Origin of the sequence: Halorubrum tibetense, assembly GCF_042661865.1 — an archaeon.
Lineage (GTDB): Archaea > Halobacteriota > Halobacteria > Halobacteriales > Haloferacaceae > Halorubrum > Halorubrum tibetense.
The window spans coordinates 1-600 of sequence record NZ_JBHSWW010000650.1; the positions used below are offsets into that span (position 1 = coordinate 1).

General features: G+C 71.3%; 1 pseudogene. It reads left to right on the forward strand.

Going from position 1 to position 600, the window contains the following annotated elements:
- Positions 1-600: pseudogene (locus ACFQEU_RS17540) on the forward strand (DNA mismatch repair protein MutS); the annotation flags it as partial.

Sequence of the window (600 nt, forward strand, 5' to 3'; positions counted from 1 at the left end):
GACCTCCGGTCGCTTCACGCCACCCTCGCGGTCGTCCCCGAGTTGAAGGCGACGCTGGCGGAGCCGCCGCCGGACGCCACGGACGATCCCGGGGCGAGCGAGGACTCGCTGCCCCGCACCGACCATCTCCGTGACCTCCACGAGCGTCTCGACGAGATCGCCGCCGTCCGCGAGCTGATCGACGACGCGATCGCGACCGACCCGCCACAGGAGATCACCGAGGGCGGGGTGATCCGCGACGGGTTCGACGCCGACCTCGACGGGCTGCGCGCCACCGAGCGCGAGGGGCGCGAGTGGGTCGCCGACCTGGAAGCGCGCGAACGCGAGCGAACCGGGATCGACTCGCTGTCGGTGGGGCACAACCAGGTCCACGGCTACTACATCGAGGTGACCGACGCCAACCTCGACCGGGTTCCGGACGACTACCGCCGCCGACAGACGCTGAAGAACAGCGAGCGCTACTACACTCCCGAGCTGAAGGAACGCGAGGAGACGATCGTCGGCGCCGCGGAGCGCGCGGACGCCCTCGAGTACGAGCTGTTCGTCGACGTCCGCGAGCGCGTCGCCGAGGCGACGGAGCGGATCCAGGCGCTCGCGGAC